The organism is Acinetobacter sp. MD2(2019) (assembly GCF_035615615.1).
Taxonomy (GTDB): Bacteria; Pseudomonadota; Gammaproteobacteria; order Pseudomonadales; family Moraxellaceae; genus Acinetobacter.
The window spans coordinates 1-20,425 of record NZ_VTDU01000018.1 but is presented as its reverse complement, the minus strand read 5'-3'; the positions used below and the strand labels follow the sequence as shown (position 1 = coordinate 20,425).

At 41.2% G+C, this 20,425-nt stretch carries 16 protein-coding genes and 1 pseudogene; 6 read left to right on the top strand and 11 right to left on the bottom strand.

Translation table 11 applies throughout. The features are described from left to right. The first annotated feature begins 23 nt into the window (after window positions 1-23). Window positions 24-1,325 (top strand): ATP-dependent protease ATP-binding subunit ClpX, encoded by a 1,302-nt coding sequence (gene clpX / locus I2F62_RS09870; RefSeq protein WP_324626845.1) that lies wholly within the window; start codon window positions 24-26, stop codon window positions 1,323-1,325. A gap of 67 nt (window positions 1,326-1,392) precedes the next feature. Here the strand turns inward: clpX and I2F62_RS09865 are convergent, their stop codons facing one another. The 3 genes from I2F62_RS09865 to I2F62_RS09855 all read right to left on the bottom strand — a co-directional run bounded on the left by I2F62_RS09865 (window position 1,393) and on the right by I2F62_RS09855 (window position 4,152). Beyond that, a complete protein-coding gene (locus tag I2F62_RS09865; RefSeq protein WP_324626844.1) occupies window positions 1,393-1,956 on the bottom strand; it encodes a DUF2059 domain-containing protein in 564 nt (187 codons plus the stop codon). A 167-nt stretch (window positions 1,957-2,123) separates the two neighbouring features. After that, window positions 2,124-2,540, bottom strand: coding sequence for a DUF2059 domain-containing protein (locus I2F62_RS09860; RefSeq protein ID WP_324626843.1), 417 nt, complete (start codon window positions 2,538-2,540; stop codon window positions 2,124-2,126). Between the two features lie 88 nt (window positions 2,541-2,628). Beyond that, a complete protein-coding gene (locus I2F62_RS09855) occupies window positions 2,629-4,152 on the bottom strand; it encodes a fumarate hydratase (RefSeq protein WP_324626842.1) in 1,524 nt (507 codons plus the stop codon). A 170-nt stretch (window positions 4,153-4,322) separates the two neighbouring features. On the opposite strand from I2F62_RS09855, the gene I2F62_RS09850 reads away from it, so the two are divergent. Further along, window positions 4,323-5,030, top strand: coding sequence for an aspartate/glutamate racemase family protein (locus I2F62_RS09850; protein ID WP_324626841.1), 708 nt, complete (start codon window positions 4,323-4,325; stop codon window positions 5,028-5,030). Here I2F62_RS09850 and I2F62_RS09845 read toward each other — a convergent pair. Then, window positions 5,004-5,951 (bottom strand): LysR family transcriptional regulator, encoded by a 948-nt coding sequence (locus I2F62_RS09845; protein ID WP_324626840.1) that lies wholly within the window; start codon window positions 5,949-5,951, stop codon window positions 5,004-5,006. The genes I2F62_RS09850 and I2F62_RS09845 overlap by 27 nt on opposite strands. Before the next feature lie 114 nt (window positions 5,952-6,065). Here I2F62_RS09845 and I2F62_RS09840 point away from each other — a divergent pair, with 114 nt between their 5' ends. Further along, on the top strand, window positions 6,066-6,521 hold the full coding sequence (locus I2F62_RS09840; protein ID WP_324626839.1) for a GNAT family N-acetyltransferase: 456 nt from the start codon (window positions 6,066-6,068) through the stop codon (window positions 6,519-6,521). A 48-nt stretch (window positions 6,522-6,569) separates the two neighbouring features. Here the strand turns inward: I2F62_RS09840 and pta are convergent, their stop codons facing one another. From pta to nagZ, 4 genes are all read right to left on the bottom strand, one after another. Continuing rightward, a complete protein-coding gene (pta, locus tag I2F62_RS09835) occupies window positions 6,570-8,720 on the bottom strand; it encodes a phosphate acetyltransferase (RefSeq protein ID WP_324626838.1) in 2,151 nt (716 codons plus the stop codon). A 31-nt stretch (window positions 8,721-8,751) separates the two neighbouring features. Further along, on the bottom strand, window positions 8,752-9,951 hold the full coding sequence (locus I2F62_RS09830; protein WP_324626837.1) for an acetate kinase: 1,200 nt from the start codon (window positions 9,949-9,951) through the stop codon (window positions 8,752-8,754). Between the two features lie 289 nt (window positions 9,952-10,240). Further along, window positions 10,241-11,506: a glutamate-5-semialdehyde dehydrogenase gene (locus I2F62_RS09825; RefSeq protein ID WP_324626836.1), complete on the bottom strand. Its 1,266-nt coding sequence runs from the start codon at window positions 11,504-11,506 to the stop codon at window positions 10,241-10,243. 126 nt (window positions 11,507-11,632) lie between these two features. Then, window positions 11,633-12,655 (bottom strand): beta-N-acetylhexosaminidase, encoded by a 1,023-nt coding sequence (gene nagZ, locus I2F62_RS09820; RefSeq protein WP_324626835.1) that lies wholly within the window; start codon window positions 12,653-12,655, stop codon window positions 11,633-11,635. A 243-nt stretch (window positions 12,656-12,898) separates the two neighbouring features. Here nagZ and I2F62_RS09815 point away from each other — a divergent pair, with 243 nt between their 5' ends. Both I2F62_RS09815 and I2F62_RS09810 read left to right on the top strand, forming a co-directional pair. Next, window positions 12,899-15,091, top strand: a complete 2,193-nt coding sequence (locus tag I2F62_RS09815) for a carboxy terminal-processing peptidase (protein ID WP_324626834.1) — start codon at window positions 12,899-12,901, stop codon at window positions 15,089-15,091. Between the two features lie 697 nt (window positions 15,092-15,788). Next, window positions 15,789-17,819 (top strand): putative bifunctional diguanylate cyclase/phosphodiesterase, encoded by a 2,031-nt coding sequence (locus I2F62_RS09810; RefSeq protein WP_324626833.1) that lies wholly within the window; start codon window positions 15,789-15,791, stop codon window positions 17,817-17,819. An 85-nt stretch (window positions 17,820-17,904) separates the two neighbouring features. Here the strand turns inward: I2F62_RS09810 and I2F62_RS09805 are convergent, their stop codons facing one another. Then, window positions 17,905-18,762 (bottom strand): mechanosensitive ion channel family protein, encoded by an 858-nt coding sequence (locus I2F62_RS09805; protein WP_324626832.1) that lies wholly within the window; start codon window positions 18,760-18,762, stop codon window positions 17,905-17,907. 8 nt (window positions 18,763-18,770) lie between these two features. Then, window positions 18,771-19,592, bottom strand: coding sequence for a hypothetical protein (locus I2F62_RS09800; RefSeq protein WP_420713754.1), 822 nt, complete (start codon window positions 19,590-19,592; stop codon window positions 18,771-18,773). Window positions 19,593-19,794: 202 nt separating this feature from the next. On the opposite strand from I2F62_RS09800, the pseudogene I2F62_RS09795 reads away from it, so the two are divergent. Then, a pseudogene (locus I2F62_RS09795) lies at window positions 19,795-19,959 on the top strand (IS1595 family transposase); the annotation flags it as partial. Window positions 19,960-20,074: 115 nt separating this feature from the next. Here I2F62_RS09795 and I2F62_RS09790 read toward each other — a convergent pair. Next, the coding region (locus I2F62_RS09790; RefSeq protein WP_324626831.1) for a transposase at window positions 20,075-20,425 on the bottom strand (351 nt) is incomplete at its 5' end.

Below are 20,425 nucleotides of genomic sequence, written 5' to 3'. Positions count from 1 at the left end.
CAAAAGATTAAATTGGAGACAATATGTCCGAACATCCTCAAGGACAAAAACATTGTTCATTTTGCGGTAAAACGCAGTCTGAAGTCGGGAAACTGATTGCAGGTGAGGACGCCTACATTTGTAATGAATGTGTGGATGTATGCTTAGACTTGGTTCAAACCAGTCAAGAAGTAAATGCTGGCGATTGGGCGAACCGTCCTTTGCCAAAACCTCATGAAATTCGTGCTGCGCTAGATCAATATGTGATTGGTCAGGATACGGCAAAGAAAACGCTCTCAGTTGCGGTGTATAACCACTATAAGCGTTTGAAAACCAGTCAGACTGAGCGTAAGCATAATGATGTAGAAATTGCTAAAAGTAATATTTTACTTGTCGGCCCAACGGGTTCAGGTAAAACATTATTGGCGCAAACACTTGCACGTTTACTGGATGTGCCTTTTGCAATGGCCGATGCCACCACCTTAACCGAAGCCGGTTACGTGGGTGAAGATGTTGAAAACATCGTGCAAAAACTATTGCAAAAAGCCGATTACGATGTAGAAAAAGCCCAAAAAGGCATTATCTATATTGATGAGATTGATAAGATTACTCGTAAATCTGAAAATCCATCGATTACTCGTGATGTTTCAGGCGAAGGCGTACAGCAAGCCTTGTTAAAAATGATTGAAGGCACGGTTGCATCTATTCCACCACAAGGCGGACGTAAGCATCCACAGCAAGAATTCATTCAAATTGACACCTCAAATATTTTATTTATTTGTGGCGGTGCATTCTCAGGCTTAGAAAAAATTGTCCAACAACGTCAAGAAAAGGGTGGAATGGGCTTTAATGCTGAGGTGAAAAAGAAAGATGACAGCAAAAAACTGTCGGAACTCTTTAGCCAAGTTGAAGCAACCGATTTGGTGAAATTCGGCTTAATTCCTGAATTTATTGGCCGTTTACCCGTGATTGCAACGTTAGAAGAGTTGGATGAAGCGGCACTCATGCAAATTTTGACTGAACCAAAAAATGCGTTAACCCGTCAATATGAACACTTGTTTGATATGGAAAATGTCGATTTAGTGTTTGAAGATGATGCATTACGTGCAGTGGCGAAAAAAGCCCTAGAGCGTAATACGGGTGCGCGTGGTTTGCGTTCAATTTTAGAAAATGCGCTGCTTGAAACCATGTATGACTTACCAAGTCGTACCGATGTGGGCACAGTAGTGGTGACCTCTGCGGTGATTAACGATAAAGCCATGCCAGAATTTAAAGCTGAGCGTAGTAAAGTGGTTGATCTAGATGAGAAAAAAGACTTAAAAGTGGTCGATTCTAAATCTGCTTAAACCTAGTCTGAAAATAAAAAAACGCGCATTTCGATGCGCGTTTTTTTTATGGCTTGTTATTCTGCCATTATTTGGCGGTCGTACTGGTTTTAGCTTGCTTGGGTAAGGTTTTAAAAATCGCTTCAATTTGTTGTTGTAATTGTGCTTTTTGTGCGTCTGTAAGGATGTTTTTTTGCATTGCTTGAGTCATTTCCTGCATGGTCTGTTGCATAATTACAGGTGTTTTAGCCGTAATTGACTGGCCTTCAGGGGTTTTTAAAAAGCGAATATACGCTTGAACTTCTTCTTCCGTGAAGCTTTGTTGATAAATATTGCGAATCATTTGTTCAGTATTTAAATTTTTAAAAATATCGCTCATGGTGTCCAAATACAAATTGGTCAGCTTTTTAACCGCCTCCAAATCTTGCGCGGTTAATGTTTGATGTCCTGTATAATTTTGAATGCTAGTGCGCGCTTGCTGCTCAAACACAGGGCTCATAGATTGCGAAGTTTCTTTGAGTAGTTTTTGAACTTGTACCAATTGCATCAGTTGTTCAACGGATGCGGGCTTTGCAGGGCTTGCAAAACTGGTACTGCTATAAGCACTGAATGCAAGAACTAAGCCAAGAGATAGATGTTTTAATTTTAACATGGGGATTTTCCTTACAAAATATTGCTGTTTTTATTTAAATAAAATAATAGATAGATTTTAAGCTGAATGGAATGACTTTATCGAACAATCATGCTTTATGAAGTATTTTAAAGAACCGCCAAAAGCGCACTTGAGCCAATTTTACAGTGCGCTTATTTTTTCGCAGGCTAGTTGCCATCAACCCCTAGCATTTTAAATAAGCCATTGCTGATGGTGCTATTGCTCATCATATTTTTAATCACCACTTCGTAGGTTTGTTGGCTTAAATAGGGCATTTTTTGCGACAGTGTCTGACCTTCTGGTGTGGCATAAAAACGATTCAATGCTTGGATTTCTTCTTCGGTTAAATTTTGTTGATAAAGCTGTTTCAGCTGTGGTTCAACCGATGTCCAAAATTGTTCTTTGTCTAGCCCGAGCATTTTGAGTTGCTGTGGTTTAACCATCGACTGAGTATTTTGCTTAATTTGTAAAACATCGAACAGTTTATCAATTGAAGTTGGGGAGGCGGGAGTGGCATGACTGAAGTTAAACCAGAACAAACCACCCAATAATGCAATAATTTGGCTTATACTTTTTAATTGCATGCTCATGTTCCAAAAAGAAGATGGTCATTAATGTAAATAAAAAAACACGCCAAGTGGCGTGTTTTTTGCTGTATTTGAGTTACTGTATTTATGCAGTTGCGTCAATTACCGGAATTTTGCCAATTTTTTCTTGCCAAATTTTTGGTGCAATGGCATGAATAGAGGTGCCGTTAACATCGACTGCAACCGAAACAGGCATATCTTCAACCACAAATTTGTAGATTGCTTCCATACCTAAGTCGGCAAAAGCCACCACTTCGGCTTCACGGACCGCTTTAGAAACAAGATAGGCTGCACCGCCCACCGCCATAAGGTAAGTTGCTTGATTGTCTTTAATCGCTTCTACCGCAGCAGGACCGCGGTCGGCTTTACCAATCATGCCAAACAAGCCAGTTGCTTCTAATACTTGGCGAGTAAATTTGTCCATACGTGTTGCAGTAGTTGGGCCAGCAGGGCCAACCACTTCGTCACCTACTGGGTCGACAGGGCCAACGTAGTAAATGAATTTACCTTTTAAATCGACAGGGAGTTCTTCTCCATTATTGAGCATATCCACCATACGTTTATGCGCAGCGTCACGACCTGTATAAATCGTACCGTTTAACAATAAAGTATCGCCCGGTTTCCAAGAATTCATTTCTTCTTGGGTAATGGTGTCTAAATTCACGCGTTTAGATTGTGAAGAATCCCAAGTCACCGAAGGATAATCTTCCAATTTAGGGGCTTGAATGTGTGCAACGCCTGAACCATCAAGTTGGAAATGAGCGTGACGTGTTGCTGCACAGTTTGGAATCATGCCAACAGGTTTACCTGCGGCGTGACATGGATAATCTTTGATTTTAATATCTAAAACAGTGGTTAAGCCGCCCAAGCCTTGAGCGCCAATGCCTAACGCATTGACTTTTTCGAAGATTTCAATCCGAAGTTCTTCCATTTTGCTTTGTGGGCCACGACGGAGTAATTCGTCCATGTTAATTTCTTCCATGAGTGCTTCTTTGGCAAGCATCATGGCTTTTTCGGCAGTGCCGCCAATGCCAATTCCAAGCATTCCTGGAGGACACCAACCTGCACCCATGGTTGGTACTGTTTTAAGTACCCAATCGACAATCGAGTCAGATGGATTTAGCATCGCAAGTTTAGATTTATTTTCTGAACCGCCGCCTTTGGCAGCTACAGTAATATCCACTTTATTGCCCGGAACGAGCTTGTAGTGAATCACCGCAGGGGTGTTGTCTTTGGTATTTTTACGACCAAACGCGGGATCTGCCAAAACCGATGCACGAAGTACGTTACTGTTTTCTAAGTAACCTTGGCGTACACCTTCGTTAATGGCATCATCTAAGCTCATGGTGAGGTCAAATTTAACATCTAAACCCACTTCAAGGAAAACGTTCACGATTCCTGTATCTTGGCAAATCGGGCGATGTCCTTCTGCACACATGCGTGAGTTAATCAGAATTTGGGCAATCGCATCTTTTGCTGCTTTATTTTCTTCACGGTCATACGCACGGCTCATCGCCTGAATAAAATCTTGCGGATGATAGTATGAAATGAATTGAAGTGCATCCTTGACTGATGTGATCAAGTCGTCTTGTTTGATGATTGTTGTCATAACAAATTTCTCTTGAGCGGGCTGTTAGCTAGCGGGATAAATTATATGACAAAATGGCATTGCTGTGGGTGCTTTTGCAGAGATTTTCAGCAGTGAAGCTTGGGCGCTGAAATGAATGAAATAATGAAATGGTTAAATAAACTTAAACAGTGTAATTGAAGGAATGTGCGATGAAAACGATTGGTCTGCTGGGTGGCATGAGTTGGGAATCTTCTGCGTTGTATTATCAAAAAATTAATCAGCACATCCATGCTCAATTGGGTGGGTTGCATTCTGCAAAGCTTATTTTACTCAGTGTCGACTTTGCTTATATCGAGGAATTACAAAAACAAGCCTTGTGGGAACAAGCAGGGCATTATTTGGCGGAACAAGCGCAAAAGTTAGTGCTGGCTGGGGCCGATTGTATTGTGCTATGTACCAATACCATGCACAAAGTTGCAGCAACCATTGAAGCCGCTATTTCAATTCCTTTTTTACATATTGCCGATGCGACAGCGCTGAATATTCTACACACTGGGTGCAACACCGTGGGTTTGTTGGGTACAGCATTTACCATGGAGCAGGATTTTTATCGTGCACGTTTAGAGGAGCAAGGCATTCAAGTTTTGATTCCCAATGCGGTGCAACGAAAAGTGGTACATGATGTGATTTATAACGAACTCTGTTTAGGGCAGGTCAATGCGGCATCGAAACAGCAATATATTGAAATTGTTGAAGACTTAATTAGCAAAGGCGCTCAAGGTATCATTTTAGGTTGTACCGAAATTTGTATGCTGATTGGAGATGTCAATTTTTCAGTGCCAACCTTTGATACCACGACAATACATGCTCAAGCTGCTGTAAATTTTGCATTAATTGACAAGGTCAAAACGCTCTAGCTGTGTGGGAAGGTGATGCTGTTGCAGTGTGTGTTGTATGTTTTGCAGTTGCCCCATTAGCGCGTGGTTAAAAATTTCAACCAAAGCGGATTTGGGGCGATGATTGGCGCGGACAAGGTTTAAGGTAAAGGGAATAGAAACGCTTAAAGGTCGCCATGCTAAACCTTGATTGACATAATCGAGCATCACCAATGGATTCACAATCGATACGCCAAGCCCTTGTTGAACTAACTTACAAATTGCATGGGCACTTTGGGTTTCAATGGAAATTTTACGCTGAATATTGGCTTGCGCAAAAATGGCATCGATTTGCTGACGATAGGGATCCTGCGCGCTAAAAGAAATAAATTCGACATCATTAAAATCTTCAAGGCTTAAACATGCTTTGGCAAGCAAAGCATGACCTTCGGGCAAAATACACACTTCTTGGCTGGTAAATGTAACTTGTAGCGAAGTTCCGGTAGGAATAGTTTGGTTCTCGATTAAACCCAAATGAAACTGCTGTGAAGAAAGCTGACTTTCAATAAAAGGCGACTCAAGCGGGGTTATTGAAAGGGCGGTTTGTGCGGCCTGAGCCTTAAAGTTAGCAATGGTTTTGGGTAGCAATGTGGTCGCTAAAAAGGGCAGGCAACAGAGTTTTAATGTACTGAATTGATGTTGCTGGATCTGTTGTGCGGTATGAATCATCCGTTCTAAGCCAATATGCGCTTGCAAGACTTCTTCATATAAAATGAATGCCGCTTCGGTCGGATAAATTTTAGCATGTTTGCGTTCAAATAATTGAAAACCGCATACATGTTCAAGCCGTGCAATTTCACGGCTAATGGTTGGTTGAGAGGTAAATAATAACTGTGCTGCTGCGGTAATGCTGCCCGTTTTCATCACCGCTTGAAAAATCTCAATCTGACGATAATCGAACATAGCAAACCATATCAAAAATGAATGAAGTGACTAAAAATAAGTATTTTTAGATATAAGCTGATTTGGCCATACTTTGCTGCAGAGCGCAATAGGCGTGATTCACTAGAGGTTTCAATGAGCAATTTTAATTTGACGATTCGAGCTGCACAGTTAAGTGATCTTGAAGTTTTGGCAGATTTGTTTAATCAATATCGGGCATTTTATGGAAAATCTGAAGATCATACTGCGGCACCGCAATTTTTACAGGCACATTTAAACAATGCCACGTCACAAATTTATGTGGCAGAAATAGAAAACCAATTGGCTGGTTTTGTGCAGTTGTATCCTTCGTGGTCGTCTTTGTCTATGGGGAAAATTTGGATTGTGAATGATTTATTTGTACAGCAAGATTTTCGTCAATTTGGTGTAGGTAAGGCGTTGATGAATCAAGCGATTGCTTTTGCCAAACAGCACGCTGCGGTTTATGTCGGCTTAGAAACAGGCAAAGAAAATTTTGTGGCGCAGCGGCTGTATCAACAATTGGGCTTTGAAATTGATCACGACAATTATCATCTGTATTTAAACGGCTAATTTTAAAAAGACCAAACATGGGTTTGGTCTTTTTTAGAGTTGAATGCTTTATTTTGACAAATTGTCCTGTTGTTGCTGTGCCTGAATGGCAGTTAAGGCAATGGTAAACACAATATCATCGACCAATGCCCCGCGTGACAAGTCGTTAACTGGCTTATTCAAACCTTGCAACATTGGCCCAACACTAATCACATTGGCAGAGCGCTGCACTGCTTTATAGGTGGTATTGCCCGTGTTTAAGTCGGGGAAAATAAACACATTGGCATGACCGGCTACAGCCGAATTTGGTGCTTTAGATAAACCGACACTTTCAACCGAGGCTGCATCATATTGCAACGGCCCATCAATGAGTAAATCGGGGCGGCGTTGTTTGGCAATTTCGGTGGCTTGAGCCACTTTTTCTACGTCAGCACCCGCACCCGATGTACCGGTCGAGTAACTAATCATGGCAATACGTGGTTCTATACCAAAGGCAATGGCTGAATCGGCAGATTGAATGGCAATTTCAGCCAGTTGTTCTGCATTTGGGTCTGGATTAATCGCGCAATCGCCATAAACATAGACTTCATCCGGCAGCAACATAAAGAAAATCGAAGACACCAAAGAATAATCTGGCGCTGTTTTAATCAGTTGAAATGCCGGACGGACGGTATTGGCCGTGGTATGCACCGCACCTGAAACTAATCCATCGACTTGGTTTAACGCAAGCATCATTGTGCCTAACACCACGGTGTCTTGCAATTGTTGTTCGGCTTGTGCTTCGTTTAATTTTCCCTTCCGTAATTCAAGCATGGGTGCGATGTACTGAGCTCGAATGCGATCTGGATCAATAATTTCTAAGTTGTCGGGTAATTGAATGCCGCGTGCTTGCGCTACAGCCTGCACAGATTCAGGTTTGGCCAATAAAATACAATCGGCTAAACCACGTAATTGACAAATCACGGCTGCTTCAACGGTACGTGGTTCATCGCCTTCGGGAAGCACAATTCGTTTTTTCACTGCAATTGATTTTTGCACCAATTCATAACGAAATGCCGCAGGTGATAAGCGCGGTTTTTTAATATTTACATTTTGCTGGCTTAGCCATGCAGGATCGATATGACTTGCCACAAAACGGCACACTTGTTTGGCACGTTCTAAGTCGGTTGCAGGCACTTCATTATTTAAATGTGCGAGTCGCTGTGCGGTTTCTAAGCTGTCGAGTGGCGTATGTAAAATCGGTAAGCCAAGCTCGATGGCTTGCTGACAAAAATCGAAAATTTCTGCATTCGGGACATTACGTTCTGTAAGGACCAAACCGGCCAGAGGGATGCCTTTTTGAGTGGCCAAACTACTGGCTAAGATGACATCGACTCGTTCTGATGCACTAATAATCAGTTCACCTGCCACAAATTTACTCAGTTCGTGTTCTATGCTTGACGCAATTAAACTACTGTGCTGAATTCGGCGCTGTTCGGCTTCACCTTGGTGCACCCATTCGGCTTGAATGGTTTTGGCGATATCGAGCGTACGTGGCACACTTAAAGTATCGCTAAAAGGAACCACACCAATAATTGGTAGTGCATCGCTTCCAATATGACGATTGTACTGCTGCAATGTGGCGGTAAAGACTTGAAGATCATTGCTTAAACGTAAGCTTGGGTCGATTTCAACCGGAATTTGCGCCGATGCAACCGATAGCCCTTTAGTGCGCATAAATAAAATACCCGCAACGCGCCGGCTTTCTGTCCCGCCAAAATAACGTAAGCTGGCTTCAATTTTTTTTGCACTTTGCTGCGGCAAGCCTAAATCGGCTTTGCTTACTAAAATCACTTTTGCATCGAGTGCTTTGGCCAATTGTGCATTTAATTCGTTGGCAAAATAATCTTCTGCGGTGGCGACTAACCCTTCTACAATCACGATTTGGTGTTGCTTGGCTGTTTCTCGGTGCAAACGCACGGCATCTTCGAGCAATTCATCAATTTCATCGGTGGCGATGGCACGTAATACATCGGCATGTGTAATTGCATCTGCAGTTGGGTGTTTAAATAGCTCGTGATATAACGATGCTGTGCCGTGGTCGGTATCATCTTGACTTTGGCTAAAAGGTTTAATAAAACCGGCTTGAATGCCGTGGCTGTCGAGTGCGTAAATCATTCCTAAACATGCAGAGGTTAAACCGACACTTTCTGCTGTTGGAATTAAAAGTAGGGTATTCATAAAGCCACCTAATACGAAATTGTTGGGCGATTTAAGCCATTTTTGTGTGCTGTACTTGTTGTGCTTGTTCAACGACAGAGGCAGTTTCTTGGGCAATACGACCTTCTTCATCGGTTGGAATGACCCAAATTTGTGGGCCTGTGCTCGCATCAATTCGACCTTCTGTGCCTCGTTTTAATGTGTTATTGCCATTTTTGTCTAAATTAAAGCCAAAGTGTGGTAAATAAGAAACCGTTTTTTCTCGGATATATGCCGAATTTTCACCAATTCCACCGGTAAAAATTAATCCGTTAATACTGGCTAAGCCACAGCTTAATCCTGCCAGTGATTTAGCTAAACGATAACAGAACACTTCAATGGCTAAAGTTGCATCTTCGTTACCAGCTTCTGATGCTTCAATTAGCGTGCGCATATCATTGGAAAGTTCGGATAAACCCAGTAGACCACTTTGGCTATTTAGCATGCGGTCAATTTTATAAATATCCCAACCTAAATTATTGGCAATAAAACTATGTAAGCTTGGGTCGACATCGCCACTGCGCGTGCCCATCACCACGCCTTCAAGCGGCGTCATGCCCATAGACGTATCGACACTGTGGCCATTCCAAATGGCACAGGTCGAACTGCCGTTGCCTAAATGCGCGGTGAGCCAGCCGCCTTGTTTAAAGCTGCCCGCAAGCTCAGAGCCGCGTTCCGACACATAGGCGTGGCTTGTGCCATGAAAACCATAGCGGCGCACATTGTGTTCAGTATATAAAAATTTTGGTACAGCATAGCGGTAAGCATGTGCCGGCATGGTTTGATGAAACGCGGTATCAAACACCGCAACTTGAGGCAAGTCTGGAAACAAACGCATGGTGGCTTCAATGCCGACCAAATGTGCAGGATTATGCAGTGGCGCAAGCGGTGTTGCGGCTTTGATTTGTTGAATAATCTCTGGTGTAAGTAATTCGGCTTTGGTGAGCGTGCCGCCATGAACCACTCGATGTCCAATCGCTTCGGGATGATAATTGGCTAAGCGTCCCAGTAACACCTCTAAGGCTTGTTGATGGTCGGCATGTGGAATATTCAATTCCAAGGCTTCACCACCAACGGTAATTCCTTTAATCCGTGCATGTTCTGAGCCTAAATTTTCGGCAAGGCCATAAATACGATCTTCACGGCGTTCTGACACTAAGGCATATTTAATCGAAGATGAGCCACAATTAATCACTAAAATCGTTTTTGACACGTTATTATTTCCTATTTGTCGTGCTGTTTTGAGTGATACCTAAACAGCTTAAGTCATTTTATTCCCTTATTATTAACATGGGTTATTTTTTTGACCAAGCTATACTTTAGCAGATACGACTTTGGGGGAATATGTGCAAGTTATTGTTAAAAAATAATTTTATACTTAGATGTCGGTTTTATTTTGAAAATAAATAATCACAATTTTAGAACAAAATTTAAGCATTCTTCTGTCTGGTGCAAAAAATGCCACGCAGACAGAAAAAACTTAAAGCATTAGATGGTTGTTTTTATTGGCGAATTTGACCATCACCAAACACAATCCATTTTTGCGAGGTTAGACCTTCTAAGCCAACAGGTCCTCGTGCATGGATTTTATCGGTTGAAATGCCAATTTCAGCACCTAAGCCATATTCAAAGCCATCGGCAAAACGGGTCGATGCGTTAATCATGACCGAGCTTGAGTCTACGCGGGCTAAAAATTGGCGCGCTAAAGTGTAGTTTTCAGTCACAATGGCATCGGTGTGGTGTGAACCATATTTGTTGATATGACGAATCGCTTCATCCATATCTGCAACAATTTTCACCGCAAGAATAGGCCCTAAATATTCGGTATACCAGTCGTCTTCTGTGGCGGCGATCACGTGCTGGCCTAAAATATGTTGTACTTTTTCACAGCCACGCAGCTCAACCTGTTTTTCGGCATAGCGTTTGGCAATTTCAGGTAAAAACGTGGCAGCAACATCTTGATGGACCAATAAACTTTCCATGGCATTGCAGACGCCATAACGATGTGTTTTGGCATTAAAGGCAATGTTCAGCGCTTTTGTTAAGTCGGCTTGTGAGTCGACATAAACATGGCAATTACCATCTAAATGCTTAATGACTGGAATGCGCGCTTCTTGGCTAATGCGTTCAATTAAACCTTTGCCGCCACGAGGTACAATTACATCGACAAATTCAGTCAGGGTAATTAATTGCCCGACAGCCGCACGGTCTGCGGTGGCGACCACTTGTACCGATGCTTCAGGTAAACTCGATTGCTGTAAACCGCGTTGAATGGCTGCTGAAATGGCTTTGTTCGATTCAAGTGCTTCTGAACCACCCCGTAAAATAATGGCATTGCCTGATTTAAGCGCCAAAGATGCCGCTTCTAAGGTCACATTTGGGCGCGATTCATAAATCATGCCGACAACGCCTAAAGGCACGCGCATTTTACCCAATTGAATGCCCGAAGGGCGGTAAGCCAAATCTGTAATTTCACCAATCGGGTCAATCAAGCCAATCACATCTTTTAAGCCTTGCAGCATTCCAGCAAAGCGTGTGGGGTTCAGCTCAAGTCGATCGAGAAGGGCGCTGTCGAGTTGATTGTCGCGGCCTTTTTGCATGTCAATTTGGTTGGCCGCTAAAATAGCCGCTTGTTCAGCCTCTAAGCTATTATAAATGGCTTGAAGCGCATCGTTTTTGACTTTGGTGGACGCACTAGACAGCACTTGCGATGCTTCGCGTGCCTGTTGTCCAACGGTCTGCATGTATTGTTCGATCGACTGTTGCATCTTGATTCAATTACTTATGGGATCCCTGTTGATAGTAACAGTCTCATCTTGGAAATTGAACCATTTTGCTCTGCTGTGTTTAAAATAAAGATCAGCGCAAGCGGGCGCTGATCTTTGCATTGCTTGTTAAACAAAACTTTGTTTAAAGTCTTCAATGGTGCGTTTTGCGGTTTGCCATTCTTCGCCTAATCCAAGCTGTTCACCTATTTGAATATTTGGAATTCGACCGCGCATTCGCTCTAACCGCTGTTGATTCGGTTGTGGTAAATGTTGAATTGCATCGAGTGCAAGACAGGCCGCAGCACGATTATTACACACTAAGCCCATATCGCAACCGGCTTCTAACGCGGCAAGAATACGCGCATCTGCATCACCGGCAACGCACGCAGCTTGCATGGTTAAATCATCTGAAAATAACACCCCGTCAAAGTTGAGTTGCTTGCGTAGAATTTCTTGAATCCAGTAGCTTGAAAAACCGGCAGGATTTGGGTCCACTTGCGGGTAAATGACATGCGCTGGCATCACAGCATCGAGCTCTGGCATAAGCTGGATAAAGCTTTGCATGTCTTTGTCGTAAATGTCTTGATAACTACGAACATCGACTGCAGCGGCGACATGTGAGTCGGCTTTAACTGAACCGTGTCCCGGAAAATGTTTGCCTGTGGTTGCCATGCCGGCACGGTGCATGCCTTGCATAAATGCGTGGGCTAAGTTCGGAATATCTTCTATATTTTTAGCAAAACCACGGTCGCCAATTACATCGCTAACATCGTCAAGATCTAAAACGGGTGCAAAGCTAAAATCGATACCGACCGCTAATACTTCCGTTGCCATTAACCAGCCACATTGTTCGGCCAGTACGAGCGCTTTTTCTGGATGTTGTTGATAGTATTCACCAAAGCGGCCCATGGCGGGTAGCAGCGTGAAGCCATTTTTTAGACGTTGAACACGACCACCTTCTTGATCGACTGCGATTAAAAGTTCTGGGCGAATTTGACGAATATGATCCGTCAGTGCACGAACCTGTTGTGGTGATTCAATATTGCGAGCGAATAAAATCAGACCACCGACTTGAGGGGCTTGTAACAATTCAATGTCTTGTTGGGTCAGCGTTGTCCCTGCAATGTCTAACATTAAAGCGCCAATCATAAGAGGTTCCATTGGGTGAATTTGAAAAAATAATTTAGATTTTGCAATGAATTGCTACATTTTGTCAGCACAGAATATGATAAAACTACACGACAGAACATCAATAGTTTGATTAAGATATTGAAACTTATCAAATCTGTTCGTGAAATTTTATACATGAAAAAAGACGATGAAGATGTTTGTCTGCTGTAAAAACAGCAGAGAACTAAATTTTGGTGAACTCAAAGGAAGTGTGACTAATATATGAAACTTCAAACAATTGCATGTGCCGTTGCCTTAGCAACTGGTGGTTTGTTTTTCACCCATGCGGTCAACGAGGCCATTGCTGCACCAACTACAGAATCAGGCGCTGTTTTAAACAATATTCAGCCAACACAGGCGCAGCAATTGGTGACACGCCAATTGGCCACCTTAATTGATCGTCAACATTATTTAAATATGCGCTTGGATGCACAAACCTCAAACCGCATTTTAGGCATGTATTTAGACAGCTTAGACCCAGACCATACCATGTTCTTGGCATCCGAGATTAATAGCTATAAAAATAAATATGGGGCAAATTTAGGCGCTGCCTTAAAGATGGGCGACTTAACTCCTGCGTATACCATTCATGCACAATATCGTGAGCATTTAAGCGAATTTTATCGTTTTATGTTGGCCGAGCTGAAAAAGCCACAAAATCTGCATCAAAAAGATGTTTATATCGAAACCGACCGTGAAAAAGCCGCCTATTTCGATACGCCTGCCGAGCAGCAAGCGTACTGGCGCAAAATGTTGGTTTCACAACTGATTAATTTAACCATTACCAAGCAAGAAGATTTAGCCAAACAAGCTGCCTTGAAAAAAGATCCATCGTTGGCGGATGGGCAAGATCTAACCAGTCCGGAAGATTTAACGCCTGAACAAACCTTAACCAAGCGTTATACACGTCAGCTCGAGCGGATTAAACGCATTAAAAGCGATGACGTGCTCGACAAAATTTTAAATGCGATGACGCTCAGTTATGATCCGCACAGTAACTATTTCCCACCAGTCGATGCGATGGAATTGAATCGTCAAACCACCTTGCAGCTTGAAGGCATTGGGGTTTCCATTCGTCCTGAACGCCGCAATGAAGACTATACTAAAATTGAAACCATTGTAGAGGGCGGGCCTGCAAGTAAGTCAGGTCAAGTCAAAGCCGGAGATCGCATTATTGGCGTTGCCCAAAATGGCGAAAAAATGGTGGATGTAATTGGTTGGTCAAGCCAAGAAATTGTGGGTTTAATTCGTGGTAAACGCGGCACCAAAATTACGCTTAAACTCTTGGGCGCCGGTGCACCAATGAGTCAAGCGCGTATTGTGACCTTAGTTCGCGATGTGATTAAAGAAGATGACCAAGGTGTCAGATCGCGTACAGTAAACATCACACGCGATGGCAAACAACACACTTTTGGTGTGATTGAAATTCCATCATTTTACTTAAATTATCGTGCACGCCGTGAAGGCGCGGAATACCGCTCTGTGGCAGATGACACCAACAATGCGTTAAAAGAATTATCTGCAAAACATGTTGAAGGCATTGTGATTGATTTGCGCAACAATCCTGGTGGCTCCTTAGAAGAAGTCTCGAAGATGATTGGGCAGGTGATTAAATCGGGTCCTGTGGTACAAATTCGTGATGGCAACGGCAATGTCAGTGTGTTTGAAGATACCGATGGCGGTCATCAAACGTATACTGGACCATTGGCGGTGTTGGTCAACTTGGCATCTGCATCGGCCAGCGAAATTTATTCTGCAGCGATTCAAGATTATAATCGCGGTATTGTTATTGGAAGCACCACAACTGGTAAAGGAACCGCGCAAATTCAGCTCGATACTTTAGCGTATGGTCAGGCGACCTTAACACAGCGGAAATTCTATCGGATTACTGGCGGCAGCACTCAAAACAAAGGTGTTATTCCAGATGTTAAGCTGGTTGATATTTGGAATGATCAGTTTGGTGAGCGTAAGGCTAAAAATGCCTTGAAATGGGATACCATTCCAACTGCACCATTCAAACGCGAAGGTTCAGTTGCGCCATATGTAACTGCTTTAGATCAACTTTCTGAGCAACGTGTCGCCAAAGATCCACAGTTTGTGTATTTGCAAAAGCGCAGTCAATTGGCGAAAAAAGCCGATGACGAAAAACGTGTGGTGTTAGATATCGATCAGCGTAAAGCGGAAATTTTGCGTTTAGAACAGCAAACCTTAGATGCAGAAAATCAACGCCGTGCTGCAACGGGCTTAAAAGCCTTTCAGAATTGGGAGAGTTATCAAGCCTATTTGGATGGTTTGAGTGAGTCTCGTGCCAAAATGAAAGCCACTCAACGCCCAGCCTTACCTGAAGATGAAGCCTTTGTACAAGAAGCGGGGAATGTGCTGTTAGATTATGCACATTTACAATCACAGCATTAACCTGTTGATTGTGTTTTGATTTAAAAAATCTGTTCAGCAATGAGCAGATTTTTTTATTGATCTCAATTCGAGTCACGTTGTGAAGCATTATAGTACTTAACCCATTTAAAAAAACCAATCCGAATCGGTTAAATAAAAGCATTTATTTTTCTGAATTAAATTTACTTAACATTATGATAAATATATATAAATTTAATTTTTGGAAATTTATTTTCATACACTTATATAATAAATTGAAAATTTTGCGAAATAAATCACATAAATTTAATAAAATGATTTATAGTCTAGTTTGTGTTGCGAGGCTTTTGGCTGTTTCTTTGGTTCAGCAATTTCTGTAGTCGCTTTGCAATGTCAGTCACCAAAGAATGACTCATTGGTTGGCATAAAATGTTTTTTCCTAAAGAGGAGAATCGTTTTGAAAAGCGTAAAAGTATTAAAATTGTACAATAAAATCAAAATCTTGGTTTCTTTTTATTCAGTTTATGATAGTTTAAATTGTTTGGGTTTTGGTTTCAGCATAAAGCAAGATCAATTCTTATTATTCATCAAAAATAGCACTTGATCTTATGTCATATAATGATAATGTTAGCCTAGATTTGTTCTGAAATAATGGGTCGTACCAGCATTGCTCGAGTCTGGTGAATAGAATAAGTAGCATCAGTTTTGGAAAGACAAAATGCCTGTATTGGAATATGACATGAGCTTTGTCGTTGGTTCATTTATTACTGCAACATGGATGTGTTATGCGGTAATAGCAGCTCAACAACTGTTATTTAGAACATTAAAACCCCAATACAAACTAACACGTATGTTTGGTGTCGCTGTGCTTTTAGGCACCGTCATGTGGATCATTCTCATTCGAGTGATGCTGCTGATTAATATGGCAGTGCTGCATTCTTTTAATTTTGTCTTCAGTTTAGCTTCTTATGTAATTGCGCTTTGCATTCCAATTATTGCAATTAGCGTGATCAAAAAAAAGTATTTAACCAAGCTTACCTTATTTTTAGCAGCCATTGGATTGGCCATTGCAAGTTGGTTCAGTTACGAGCTGGCTGCGCGAGCCTTTTTACCAGCCTATATTCTTCAAGTGCCTTCGTTATCTTCACGAATTGCAATCGTTGCTCTGATGAGTGTCGCGTTGCTGTTGATTTTTTGGCTTGCCCGTAAAGCGTCATCACTTGCCAAAGTCACACCTTTTCGCATTATTATTTCATTTCTGCTCGGTGGCAGTTTAATTGCGTTACAGTCAATTTATATCCCGTATGTAAGAAATATCTCTGAGCCTGAGCTATTGAATTTTATTCAAGAGCGACTGCTTATTTCTGAGATGCTGATAGTTACTGTATTTAGCACATTAATTATTGTGTTTTTGCATTGGTTAGAATGGTGTTTAAATGATCGGGATCAGAAAATTTCTTATGCCAATGATGAACTGTCTAATTTAATCCAACATGATTCTTTAACCCAATTACCAAATAGAAATTCGTTAAATCAACATATCAAAAAAATATTTTCTCAGTATCGACTGCATCAACAGGGGATTGCCTTTATTGGTATCGATTTAGATCGTTTTAAAGCCATTAACGATGCGTTTGGACATCATGTTGGCGATGAGCTGTTACAAGAGTTTTCCCGTCGTTTAAGTCAAGTGCTTAATGCAGATCAAACCTTATTTAAAATCGGTGGCGATGAATTTTTATGTGTTGCAGAGCACTGTAGCATTGAGCAAGCTGAAGCCTTGGCAGAAACAATCTTAGAATGTATTAATGCTGTTTTTAGTATTGATCAAAACCAGATTAATATTACTGCAAGTTTAGGTATTTCCATGTACCCCGAACATGGAAAAAGCTTACAAGAATTGCTGATGCATACCGATATTGCTATGTTGGAAGCAAAATCTGAAGGGCGAAATACCTTCCACGTATTTAATTTTAATTTGGGCCAATATCAACAACGACACCAGTCCAAATTAATTAATGATTTGTTTAAGGCGATTGAAGAAAATCAATTTGTTTTGTTTTATCAGCCGAAGTTTACCGATCAAACGGTAATTTGTGGTGTCGAAGCATTGATTCGCTGGCAACATCCAAAGCTCGGATTGCTTTCTCCAAATATGTTTATTCCACTGGCCGAAGCGACTGGTTCAATTATTCCGTTGGGTTATTGGGTGATGGAGCAAGCATGTAAACAAATTCAGGAGTGGGAGTTAAAACAATATCATTATGCACCCATTTCTATTAATTTATCTGCGGTACAAATTGAACATAAAGGCTTAATTGCCCGTTTAGAAAGTTTATTACAGCAATATCAGGTTAATCCGAATCACTTGATTATTGAAATTACCGAAAGTACTGCGATGCACAATATTGAATTTAGCATCGAAATTTTTAGGAAAATTAGACGGCTTGGGGTGCGATTATCAATTGATGATTTTGGCACAGGACACTCAAGTTTTGTGTATTTAAAAGATTTACCGGTGAATGAACTGAAGATTGATCGTGCCTTTATTCAGACCTTAACCGTTGGCTCAAAAGATGAATTGGTGTTGGCAAGCTTAATTCAGTTAGCGAAAAGTCTGGGATTGATGGTGACCATTGAAGGTGTGGAAACAGAAATGCAATTCGAAATTTTAAAAAACTTAGGTTGCAAACAGTTTCAAGGTTTTTTATTGGGGAAGCCTATGCCAAAAGAAGTTTTTGAAGTACAAATGCAGCAAGATGCTTGTTAAAAAAGTTTGAGCAAGATTTAAATCAATAGCATAAAAAACGACCTATAAAGCGATCGTTTTTTATAAAAATAATAAGCTTAACGCATTATTCAGCTTGCGGTGGAACGCTCATAAAACCAATTTTAGGTACAGGAATTTCAATACTATTATTCACAAAGGCATTGCGAATACGTTCTTGTAATGAGTCTTTCACCGCGCCATGATTCTCTTGTTCACACCACACCGAAAATAAAAGCTCGATGGAGGATTCTCCAAATGCAGTTACAGACATTTCAGGTTTGGGCGTTTCTAATACCAATGGGTGAGTATGCGCTGTTTCGAGCAGTACATTGCGCACTTTGGATAGATTTTCATTAAAACTAATCGCCAAAACAATAGGAATGCGTCGTATTGGATATTTAGATAAATTCATCACTGGAGTTTTAATGAGTAATTCATTTGGTAAGCGAACGTATAGATTATCTAAAGTTAATAATTTGACCGAAAGTAGGTCGATAGAGGTAACTTCACCTTCAATCACTTGTCCGCGAATGAGGGTCAGTTGAATAGTATCGCCCACTTCAAACGAGCCTTCGCCAATCAGGAATAAACCACTAATTAAGTTGGTTGCAGAGGTTTGTGAGGCAAAACCCAGTGCAACCGTTAAAATACCTGCTGCACCTAAAAAGACACTGACTTTAAAGCCAGCTTCTTTTAAGCCTGCAATAATAAAAAATATGAAGATAGTATAAAAAATACCACGCCGCCACACCATGCGTTGATGTGCATTAAAGCGAATGCCAAGCGTACGAATAAAGGTATTGGATACAAGTCTTGCAATCACAAAACCCAAAAAACAAATACAGGCGGCAACCAATATTTCGCTAATTCGTTCTAAGTTAAAATTGGTAAAAATACTTTTTAGACTAGAAATAATGTCTTGTGGAATTTGTGATTTATCCATATCTATTCCTAGAAAAAAGAATCAAACATGTGGAATAAGGCGCTTTCAGGATAACGAGGTGCATGCATGTATGCAACCTCACCTGCTCGAGGCGGCGTTCGGTTTTCAATACGAATACGTGGTGTGCGATCCGACGATTCATGAATGACTTTAATGTGCGAGGTCCATAAACGATTGGTGCTTTCACTATAAAATAGCGGCAGTGCGGTGACCGGAACATTCATGCGGTCAAAGCGTAATAGTTCATTACTGCTATTATGAAAAATAATTGGGGTAACTGCGCGAAATGCGCGAGGTTGTAATTGCTCAAGTTCGGTACGACCATCGACAGCGGTGGCATAACATAGCTCGCCTGTTCGTTTATCTGGGCCAAACCATGTGTCTTTTGGGCGAATAATGGGCAAATCGAATAAAGCGTCTTTTTGACCTTCGGCAAAACCAGAAATCCACAATGGCGTGCTAATGTAGAGCAGACCACGTTGACCTGCGGGAATATACATCGGATCGACAGGGCGAATTACAACCGAACGATCGGCTAAACGCGGCATTAAATGAAAGGTATTGCCCATTTTACGGAACATATACCGTTCAACATGAATTGGATGCGGAAATACAAAATCAGGTTCTAAAATTTCCTCCCAACTTTGTTCACCATCAAATTGAACGTCAGGACGATGATATTCCATGCGCCATTCTTGTAATCCGCGCGTTAAGCGAAACAACAATGAGCCAAACCGCCAAGCACGGGTTTGATTTGGTTCAAAATGAAATTCGCCCCACCATTGGATGTTGGGAAGATTACTCTCAGACGTCAAATCATCGATGGGCACAATACGCGATCCTTATGATTTAAAAAATCATAGACATGAAAAGGTTGCAGACTTTAATCTGCTGAGTATACGGTAATATCTGTGTGGTTTTAAGCGGTACGAATGCAGAATTACAGTAAAAAAAACACAAGAAATACAAAAGAATATATTTGGTTTGCGTATAGAGCGTTAAGCATATTAAAAAGTAGGGTAACCTCCTTATATGAAAGTAAAAAATAGATACTACTATTGTTCAAGAATTGCAGAAGCAAAAATCAGGCAAATTATTCGCTTTTTTGCCATGGATTTTACTGCATCCGATACAGCTAAACTCACCAATATTTCAGTCCGTTCTATTAATTCAATCTACATCAAATTGCGTAAAAAATGCTCTACAGTATAAATAGGTTGATCAAATTTTAAATAAATCGGATGTAAGAAATGATAAAGAAAATATTGTTAGATTATGTAATGGGTAAATATAGCTGGATTAAAAAAGTTTACTACATTTCATTAAATGCTATATCTAAAGCTTCGATAACATTTTTCTGTTTTTGACTGACAATATTTCGTACTTTTCTTTTTAAAACTGACCATGCTTTTTCAATCGGATTAAAATCAGGGCTATACGTTGGTAAATACATGAGTCTGGCACTGTATTGAGTAGCCAATTCATCAATTTCTTTCCCTTTGTGAATCGAAGCGTTGTCTAAAATTAATAGGTATTTTGGGTGCTGACCACTTTTATCTTTAGGTAAACCTTTGAGTAAATATTCAAGCCATCCAGCAAAAGTGCTGCGATCACATGAACCCTGAAAGATGAAGGGTGCAATGAATCTGAAGGCTGCACTTGA

Coding starts and splice junctions, on each gene's coding strand:
- I2F62_RS09850 (WP_324626841.1), top strand. CDS start 4,323: ATGAAAACGATTGGTCTGCTGGGTGGCATGAGTTGGGAATCTTCTGCG.
- nagZ (WP_324626835.1), bottom strand. CDS start 12,655: ATGATTGGCGCTTTAATGTTAGACATTGCAGGGACAACGCTGACCCAA.
- I2F62_RS09825 (WP_324626836.1), bottom strand. CDS start 11,506: ATGCAACAGTCGATCGAACAATACATGCAGACCGTTGGACAACAGGCA.
- I2F62_RS09815 (WP_324626834.1), top strand. CDS start 12,899: ATGAAACTTCAAACAATTGCATGTGCCGTTGCCTTAGCAACTGGTGGT.
- I2F62_RS09840 (WP_324626839.1), top strand. CDS start 6,066: ATGAGCAATTTTAATTTGACGATTCGAGCTGCACAGTTAAGTGATCTT.
- clpX (WP_324626845.1), top strand. CDS start 24: ATGTCCGAACATCCTCAAGGACAAAAACATTGTTCATTTTGCGGTAAA.
- I2F62_RS09810 (WP_324626833.1), top strand. CDS start 15,789: ATGAGCTTTGTCGTTGGTTCATTTATTACTGCAACATGGATGTGTTAT.
- I2F62_RS09845 (WP_324626840.1), bottom strand. CDS start 5,951: ATGTTCGATTATCGTCAGATTGAGATTTTTCAAGCGGTGATGAAAACG.
- I2F62_RS09855 (WP_324626842.1), bottom strand. CDS start 4,152: ATGACAACAATCATCAAACAAGACGACTTGATCACATCAGTCAAGGAT.
- I2F62_RS09805 (WP_324626832.1), bottom strand. CDS start 18,762: ATGGATAAATCACAAATTCCACAAGACATTATTTCTAGTCTAAAAAGT.
- pta (WP_324626838.1), bottom strand. CDS start 8,720: ATGAATACCCTACTTTTAATTCCAACAGCAGAAAGTGTCGGTTTAACC.
- I2F62_RS09860 (WP_324626843.1), bottom strand. CDS start 2,540: ATGCAATTAAAAAGTATAAGCCAAATTATTGCATTATTGGGTGGTTTG.
- I2F62_RS09865 (WP_324626844.1), bottom strand. CDS start 1,956: ATGTTAAAATTAAAACATCTATCTCTTGGCTTAGTTCTTGCATTCAGT.